This window comes from Streptomyces sp. 2A115, from assembly GCF_052245575.1.
Taxonomy (GTDB): Bacteria; Actinomycetota; Actinomycetes; order Streptomycetales; family Streptomycetaceae; genus Streptomyces.
On record NZ_JBQQCG010000119.1, the window covers coordinates 22,346 to 29,893 of the forward strand.

6 protein-coding genes and 1 pseudogene are annotated in these 7,548 nt (G+C 69.6%); 4 read left to right on the plus strand and 3 right to left on the minus strand.

Going from position 1 to position 7,548, the window contains the following annotated elements; all coding sequences use genetic code 11:
- Window positions 1-128: 128 nt before the first annotated feature.
- Window positions 129-1,178, plus strand: a complete 1,050-nt coding sequence (locus ACTWQR_RS51150; protein ID WP_443234212.1) for an aldo/keto reductase — start codon at window positions 129-131, stop codon at window positions 1,176-1,178.
- A 731-nt stretch (window positions 1,179-1,909) separates the two neighbouring features.
- Here the strand turns inward: ACTWQR_RS51150 and ACTWQR_RS51155 are convergent.
- Window positions 1,910-2,596 carry an SDR family oxidoreductase gene (locus ACTWQR_RS51155; RefSeq protein WP_443234213.1) on the minus strand — a complete coding sequence of 229 codons (687 nt, stop codon included), beginning with the start codon at window positions 2,594-2,596 and terminating at the stop codon, window positions 1,910-1,912.
- A gap of 438 nt (window positions 2,597-3,034) precedes the next feature.
- Between ACTWQR_RS51155 and ACTWQR_RS51160 the strand changes: the two are divergent.
- Window positions 3,035-3,219: pseudogene (locus tag ACTWQR_RS51160) on the plus strand (IS1380 family transposase); the annotation flags it as partial.
- 43 nt (window positions 3,220-3,262) lie between these two features.
- Here the strand turns inward: ACTWQR_RS51160 and ACTWQR_RS51165 are convergent.
- Window positions 3,263-3,985, minus strand: coding sequence for an SDR family NAD(P)-dependent oxidoreductase (locus ACTWQR_RS51165; RefSeq protein WP_443234214.1), 723 nt, complete (start codon window positions 3,983-3,985; stop codon window positions 3,263-3,265).
- Between the two features lie 59 nt (window positions 3,986-4,044).
- Window positions 4,045-4,296 (minus strand): hypothetical protein, encoded by a 252-nt coding sequence (locus tag ACTWQR_RS51170; protein ID WP_443234215.1) that lies wholly within the window; start codon window positions 4,294-4,296, stop codon window positions 4,045-4,047.
- Between the two features lie 786 nt (window positions 4,297-5,082).
- Between ACTWQR_RS51170 and ACTWQR_RS51175 the strand changes: the two genes are divergently transcribed.
- Together ACTWQR_RS51175 and ACTWQR_RS51180 are read left to right on the plus strand one after the other, a co-directional pair.
- Entirely contained in the window at window positions 5,083-5,397 is a 315-nt protein-coding gene (locus tag ACTWQR_RS51175; RefSeq protein WP_443234216.1) for a hypothetical protein, read from the plus strand.
- Window positions 5,398-5,492: 95 nt separating this feature from the next.
- Window positions 5,493-7,088: a sulfatase family protein gene (locus ACTWQR_RS51180; protein ID WP_443234217.1), complete on the plus strand. Its 1,596-nt coding sequence runs from the start codon at window positions 5,493-5,495 to the stop codon at window positions 7,086-7,088.
- The last annotated feature ends 460 nt before the right edge of the window (window positions 7,089-7,548 follow it).

Sequence of the window (7,548 nt, forward strand, 5' to 3'; positions counted from 1 at the left end):
TTGCCATGTGGAGTCGGCTCCGCTTAACGTGGCGACTAAGCGGACCCTGCTCCGCTTATTGGGACGGTAGCAGGTGGCTGTCGGCCGATCCCTCGCACCGCCGCGATCACAGAAGGGCCGCCCACGCCATGCAGTACCGCACGCTGGGTAGTACAGGAGTCCACGTCAGCTCGCTGTGCCTGGGCGCGATGATGTTCGGGCAGTGGGGAAACCCCGATCATGACGACTCGATCGGCATCATCCGCACGGCGCTCGACGCGGGCGTCAACATCATCGACACGGCCGACGTCTATTCGGGCGGCGAGTCCGAAGTGATCGTCGGAAAGGCGATCGCCGAACGGCGCGACGATGTCGTCCTGGCGACCAAGGTGTCGAGCCCCATGGGCCCTGGCCTCAACGAGCGCGGTGCCTCGCGGCGCTGGATCGTCCGGGCCTGCGAGGAGAGCCTGCGCCGTCTGGGCACCGACTACATCGACCTGTACCAGGTGCACCGGCCCGATGCCGCCACCGACCTCGACGAGACCTTGGGCGCGCTGTCCGATCTCGTCCGCGCGGGCAAGATCCGCTACGCGGGGTCCTCGACGTTCGCCCCCTCGATGATCGTGCAGGCGCAGTGGACCGCCGAGCGACGGCAGCGCGAGCGCTTCGTCTGCGAACAGCCGCCCTACTCCCTCCTGGCCCGGGGCATCGAGGCCGACGTACTGCCCACCTGTGAGACCTACCGGATGGGCGTACTCGCCTGGAGTCCGCTGGCCGGGGGCTGGCTGTCCGGCCGCTGGCACCGCGGCGCGGCCGACCTGTCCAGCCACCGCACACGGACGATGCCCTTCCCCACCACGCTCTCCCACTACGACATGGACATCCCCGGCAACCAGGCCAAGCTCGACGCAGCCACCGAACTCGCCGGCATCGCCGACGAAGCGGGCCTGACACTGATCCAGCTGGCGCTGGCGTTCGTCGCCACGCACCCCGCAGTCACCGCGGCGATCATCGGCCCGCGCACCGCCGAGCATCTGCACGACCAGCTGAGCGCCGCGGACATCGTCCTGGAACCCGCCGTGCTGAACCGCATCGACCGCATCGTGGCACCGGGCACCAACCTCAACCCCGAGGACGCGGGCTACAGCGCGGCCGTCCTGGCCGACCCGAACCGCCGCCGCCGCGCCGCCGTGCAGTGAACCCAGCGAGCCGTCTCGCAGCCGCGAACACCGGGGCCGGGCCGCCCAAGCGCCCCGGGCGGAGGCTGCCTGGCCGATGTGGGCCTGCTACGGGCCGAGCCGGCCGTGTTCCGGCCGGTGGCAGCGGGCGCATGCGGCCGACATGCCCGGGCCGCTCCATCCGATGCCGGCTCTGAGGGCGCCCGGGATGTCGATCTTCGCGGAGGTGCGGCGCGAGAGTCCCGGCAAGGGGCATGTGGCCGATATCCTCGATCCGGCGTCGACGGCGGAGGGTTGCACGGTCGGTGGAGCCACCGAGATCGGGCCGGTTGTCCGAGCTGGTCGGGCTGTGCGGCGGACTGGGCCTCACGTCTCTCGTGGGGTCGGACATCGCCGGGGAGCTGGACCGGGCGGTCCGGACGGCGGCGGAAACTCGCGCAGCCAGTCGTCGAGGCGACGAGGACCTTCTGGGCGTTCGGCGGAATCTTCCGGCCGCGTACGTACGGCACCAGCGCAGCATGGGAACCGAAGCGACCCACGCGACGGCATGCGGGCCGGGCGAGCGGCAGCCGACCGCGTCGAGCGGCCGCCGCCCGGCCTCACGGCTGTGCTTCCCCGGTGTGCCCAGGCAAATCGGCGGGGGTGGGCACGGTCATCGGGCCCGGTGCACCGCCACCATGCGGGAGCGACGCCGACATGCCGAGCGTGGGCCGCCCGCCGCGCGGGGTATGTCTTCGAACCGGCAGGACGCGTCAGCTGACCATCAGGCCGCCGTCGAGGTAGAGGTCCACGGCGTTCACGCCCGTGTTGCGCAGCAGGAACACGGTGGCGTCGGTCACCTCGGCCATGGTGACCGGCCGTCCGATGGGGGTGCGCGTCACCTGAGGGGGCTGTGGCCTGTCCCGCCACTGCGGGCTGTCTCCCACGAGGCTGGGGTGCAGGGCGTTGACCCTGATGGGTGCCAGCTCCACGGCCAGGGTGCGTACCAGTGCCGAGACTGCGCCGTTGACGGCTGTCACGACCGTGGAGCCCGGGTAAGGGCGTTCCTTGGCGAGGCCACCGAACAAGACGATGGAAGCTTTGGGAGCGAAGCGCGGCGTGAGGGTGTGGACCGCTTCCAGGTATCCCACGACCTTGGCCGTCGCCGCCCGCAGCGCGTCCTCGACGCTGAACGACTGCAGTGAGTTCGCCGCCTGCTCGATGGCCGTGATGACCAAGTGATCCACGGTCTTCACCGGTGCCAGTGCCTGTTCGATGCTCTCCGGGCGACTGAGGTCGACGGCGAGCCCGGTGACCGCGCCTCCGATCTCGGCGGCGACCTTTTCCGCCTTCGACGCGTCCCTGCTGGTGAGGGTGACGCGGCCGCCCTCCTTGGCGAAGTGCTCAGCGATATGGCGGCCGAGGCCTTGTGAGCCGCCGATGACGAGTGTGTGGGACATCCGTTGGAACCTTCCGACTTGCTGACAGCGGAAAAACAGAACGGTGGAGAGACAGAACGGAGGCGAGACGGGGCAAGGACGCGGGCGTGATGCTCAGCCGATGCTCTTCGGGGACGGATCCGGGTGCCTGGGCCGCAGCGCGCTCTCGCCGGCCCGGGCCGTCGCGGCCCGTGGCAGGAGACGGGGCAAGAGCGCCGACATCTTCCGCTGCAGCCCCACGATGACGTGCGGCCGGGCCTTCTCCGCGGCTCGCAGCGCGGCGCGTGCGACACCCTGCGGCGGCCGCTTGCGGCCGAAACGTGCCTCCTCGTCGTTGCCGAGGACATCGAAGTACTCGGTGTCGGTGGCGGCCGGGCGGCAGGCCGTGACGCGTACTCCAGTGGTGCGGTTCGGTCTCCCGGCTGATCAGCGAACCGGCGCCGGCGCGGGCAGCGGGTACTGGCAGCGCTGCGCACCGCCCGCGCCGAAGTACGCGACCATGCCTGGAGTTGGCCGGTGAAGCGGCACCGGACGCGGGCAGGCACGTGATCGTCGACCTGGACGGTGTCCTCGTCCTGGCGCACTCCGAGAAGCAGGACGCCGCCGCGACCTGGAAGAAGACCTTCGGGCACCACCCCCTGACGCGGCCTGCCTGCCTGTCACGCATCGCGAGCAGGGTCCTGCGGGTCAGCGGCCCGCGCTCATGCCGCCGTCGACGTGGAGGATCTCGCCGGTGACGAACGGCGCGTTCTCCAGATAGATCACCGCGTCGACGATGTCGCTCTGTTCGCCCATCCGGCCGACCGGATGCAGGACGGCAAGGGCCTCATGGGTCTCCAGGGGGTGCATGGGGGTCTTTATGACGCCCGGGGAGACGGCGTTGGTACGGATGCCGCGCGTGGCGTACTCGATGGCGAGGGACTTGGTGGCGGACTGCAGGCCGCCCTTGGTCAACGAGGCAAGCACGGAGGGGACGTTGGAGTCGGCGTTGTCGACCAGGCTGGTGGTGACGTTGACGATATGGCCGCCGCCCTGGGCGAGCATCAGCTCGATGGCCAGCTGGGTGATGCGGAAGAAGCCGGCCAGATTCACACCGGTCACGGCGGCGTAGTCGTCCCGGGTGTAGTCGGTGAAGGGCTTGGCGAGGAAGATACCCGCGTTGTTGATCAGGGTGTCGATACGTCCGAACCGCTCGACGCCGGCAGCGATGACGCGTTCGGCCGTGCCGGGATCGGCGATGTCACCCTGGACGGTCAGGACCCCCGCGTCGTTGGAGGGGGAGATCGTGCGCGAGGTGGCGACGACGGCGTAGCCGAGCTTGCGATAGGCGTCGACGAGGCCGGCGCCGATGCCCTGCGAGGCGCCGGTGATGACGGCGACCTTCTGATCCTGATGATCCTGAGAGCTCATGATGACCTTCTTCGGGTGAGGTGGGGACTTGGTGAGGTGGGGACTTCTCGACCGACCGGTCAGAAGCTGGTCAGAGCGCGCAGTCGGTCGGCCCGGGCGCGGTGGGCGACATCGGTCTGCGGGGCCAGGTGGTCGAATGGGTGCGGGCAGCCCGGGTTGGACGTGCCGTTCGACCGAGGTGCCGGTGGCGGCCAGGCGGCGGCGCAGGCGACGTCCTCGTCGAGGAAGATGGGACCGGACTCGCCCTCGCGCAGCACCTTCCAGTCACCGCGGGCCGGATGCTGCGGCTGGGCGTCACCTGCGGGGTGCATGTCGGCCTGGGCCTGCAGGAGTTGGGCGCAGGAGTTGGGCGTCGAGTGTGTACGGCATCGAGTCTCTGTCGGGGTCGTGTGGTCCGAGCGGGGCGGTGAGGTGATGGGCCGCTGAGGTGTTGATCAATCGACTGATCTGACCTCGGGGGAGGGTCTGTCGGTCGAGGTGTTGACGCGAGGGACAACGAGCCGCCGGGACGAACGGTTCAACTCCCGGGCCGCGTCGAACGCCGGGGTCGCGGGCCGGCGGCCGGTGAATCGTGCGCGGCGTGAGCACGTGCTGGCCATGCACCAACCAAGCCCGAACCGCCGAGAGAAAGCACGACGGTCATGTCCACTGAGACCTCCGAGGTATCCGGAGCCGAGGGGGTGGCGCCGACAGCGTCTGTAGGGTCTCGCACCCGCGGTGAGCTGGTGCTTTCCGCGACGGGGACGGTGCGTCTCGGCGATGATGATCTCAGCCGCCGCAGGGCCGATGCCCGGGATGGTCACTTGGACCGGGTGCCGGGTGCACGGCGGCAGAAATGAACCACTTGGACGCTGGACACGTAGGTGCTTCTCGACCATGAGCCCGAACCAACGTCGAACAGTGCCGTCGAGTCACCGCCACCGTCCGGTGGCAGGCAGTCGGACCTTCGACACAAGCTGACACCGGAGGTCGCACGAACCATGTCCGGGCAGTCACCGGAGCACCAGCTGGGGCAACCGCGGCCCCAGGCAGGAGCACCTACGGCTGATTCCGGCGATCGCTCGTCCGGGCACCCGAGGCAGCATGGGGAGATCCCCGTGGCAGTCAATGCCCCGGATCCGATCTCCCGAGAGGGCGTGCTCAGCCAGCTGCGCCGCCATCCGGAGATCGAAGTTCGCGAGGAGTCGGATCACGAGCCGGGCACGGTGGTCATCTTCGTCCACGGCGCCCTCGACGACATTGCTCTCGCTCGGCTGCGGCGGGTCGTGCATGACGAGGGTGCCCGCGTCGTGCTTGTGGTGAGCGCATTGCGAGAGGCCGAGTTGCCCGACGTGGTCGAGTGCGGCGTCACCAACGTCATGGCCTCCTACGCCCAGGGCATGCCCTCGAGGCGGAGAGGCAGAGCCACTTGACATTGTCTTTCCCGCTTGCTCCGTTGCTTTGATCGAGGTACCGGGCCGAGCGGCGGACGGACCGATGCGACGACCGAGAGATGCGAGGTGCACCCATGCGTAAGCGACTGAGAAACGCGGCTGTCGTCGGGCTCGCCCTGGTGCTGACGGCGGCCGGGGTGACGGCAGCCACCGTCATAGCCGACGACGGTTCCCCGGACGCGGAACGACCCGCCGCGGAACGGCCGAACATCGTCTACATCCAGGTCGACGACATGTCAGCCGACCTGCTCAGCTACATGACCGAGGCGGCGCAGCTGCGGCAGCAGGGCACCACGATGGCCAACTACGTCTTCGCCGACTCCCTGTGCTGCTCGTCCCGGGCCTCCGGCCTGACCGGCAGGATGCCGCACAACACCGGAGTGCTGACGAACACTTCGCAGTTCGGGGACGGCGGCCTTGGCGCCTTCCTCGACGACGAGGACCGCACGTACGCCACCGCACTGCGCAAGTCCGGCTACCGCACCGGCAAGATGGGCAAGTACCTCAACGAATACCGGCCCGAGGGCGCCGACCCCGCCTGGGACTACGACTACCCGGCCGACTACGTGCCGCCGGGCTGGAACGAATGGCACGTCGCCGGCAAAGGCGGCTACGGCCAGATGAACTACCCCATGACGGAGGCCGTCGACGGCAACAAGACGCGACGGCACTACCAGGACACTTACCTCACCGATCTGCTGTCCGACAAGGCCGTGGCCTTCCTGAACCGGTCGGTGAACGACCACGCGGACCAGCCGTTCTTCCTGGAGGTCTCCCCCTTCGCCCCGCACTCGGCGGTGGCGCCGAACGCGAAGCTGCCGTTCGTACCCGCGCCCCGCGACCGGGCGAATCCGGACGCCGGCTTCGCCGGCGACTGCGGCCCCGTGGACTGCAACGACGTCAAGGCGCCGCGCGACGGCTCCTTCGACCGCACCGTCGCCGACGGGCCGCAGTGGCTGCGCGAGAGCGCGCTGACCGCGGACGAGAAGACCGCGATCGACCGCAACCACCGGCTACGGGTGCAGATGATGCAGTCGCTCAACGACATGATCAAGCGGCTCCGAGCGCACCTGACCAAGCTGGGTGTGGCGGACAACACCTACGTCGTCTTCGGCTCCGACAACGGCTTTCACCTCGGCGAGCACCGGCTCCTGCAAGGCAAGGGCACTCCGTACGACCACGACGCCAGGGTGCCGATCCTGGTGGCCGGGCCGGGGGTGCGGGCAGGGGCGACCCGCAGGGAACTGGTGCAGAACACCGACATGTACGCCACCTTCCTGTCGCTGGCAGGGGTGACGCCGGGTGCAAGCGACGGCCGGTCGATGGCCCAGCTGTGGCGCGGCGAAACGGACGGCTGGGCCCGCGACGCGGCATTCCTGGAGCACACCTCGCACGCCGCCACGGCCCGGGATCCGGATGCCGTGGCCGGGCTGGGCAACGCGCAGCCGGGCTCGTACAAGGCGATCCGCACGACTGACGAGCTGTACGTGGAGTACGCGACGGGCGAGGTGGAGTACCACGACCTGGCCGCCGATCCGCACCAGTTGACCAACACGGCGGCCGAGTTGCCCGAGGACCGGCGGGCCGCGCTGCACCGCACGCTGACCGCCCTGTCCACGTGCGGCCGGCCGGACAAGCCGGACTGCTGGACCGCGGGCCAGATCGGGTGACCGGGAGATGAGGAGACGAAGACCGCCCCGTTGCTCGTCCGCGGGCGGCGTCGCGTCGCCCGCGTCGCCTGCGCCGCGCTCGGCGTGGCGGGCCTTGGCGCCCAAGCGGCTGTCCGCGCGCCGGTAGCCGACGTGCCCGTCGTCGACGTACACACCGGCAAGCGGATCGGGCCGCAGTCCGCCCCGACTCAATACGATCGGCCAGTATGTCGGCGGCATGGCCGAGGAGTTCGTACGCCATGTCCAACCGCACGGTGTCGGCCGACTGCGAGAGGTACCGTTCCTAGTAGGGCTTGGTCAGGTGCGTATTGGTGTGGGTATGTCGTGGTGGCGGGTGGGGCAGGCACCGGTCCAGAGGGCGAGGAGTGTCTGCAGCTCGCGGACGACCTGGTAGAGGCTCAGGCCGGCGCCGCGTCTTTTGGGGCCCGGGCCAGTCGTTGCAGGGTGCAGAAGGCGTGCG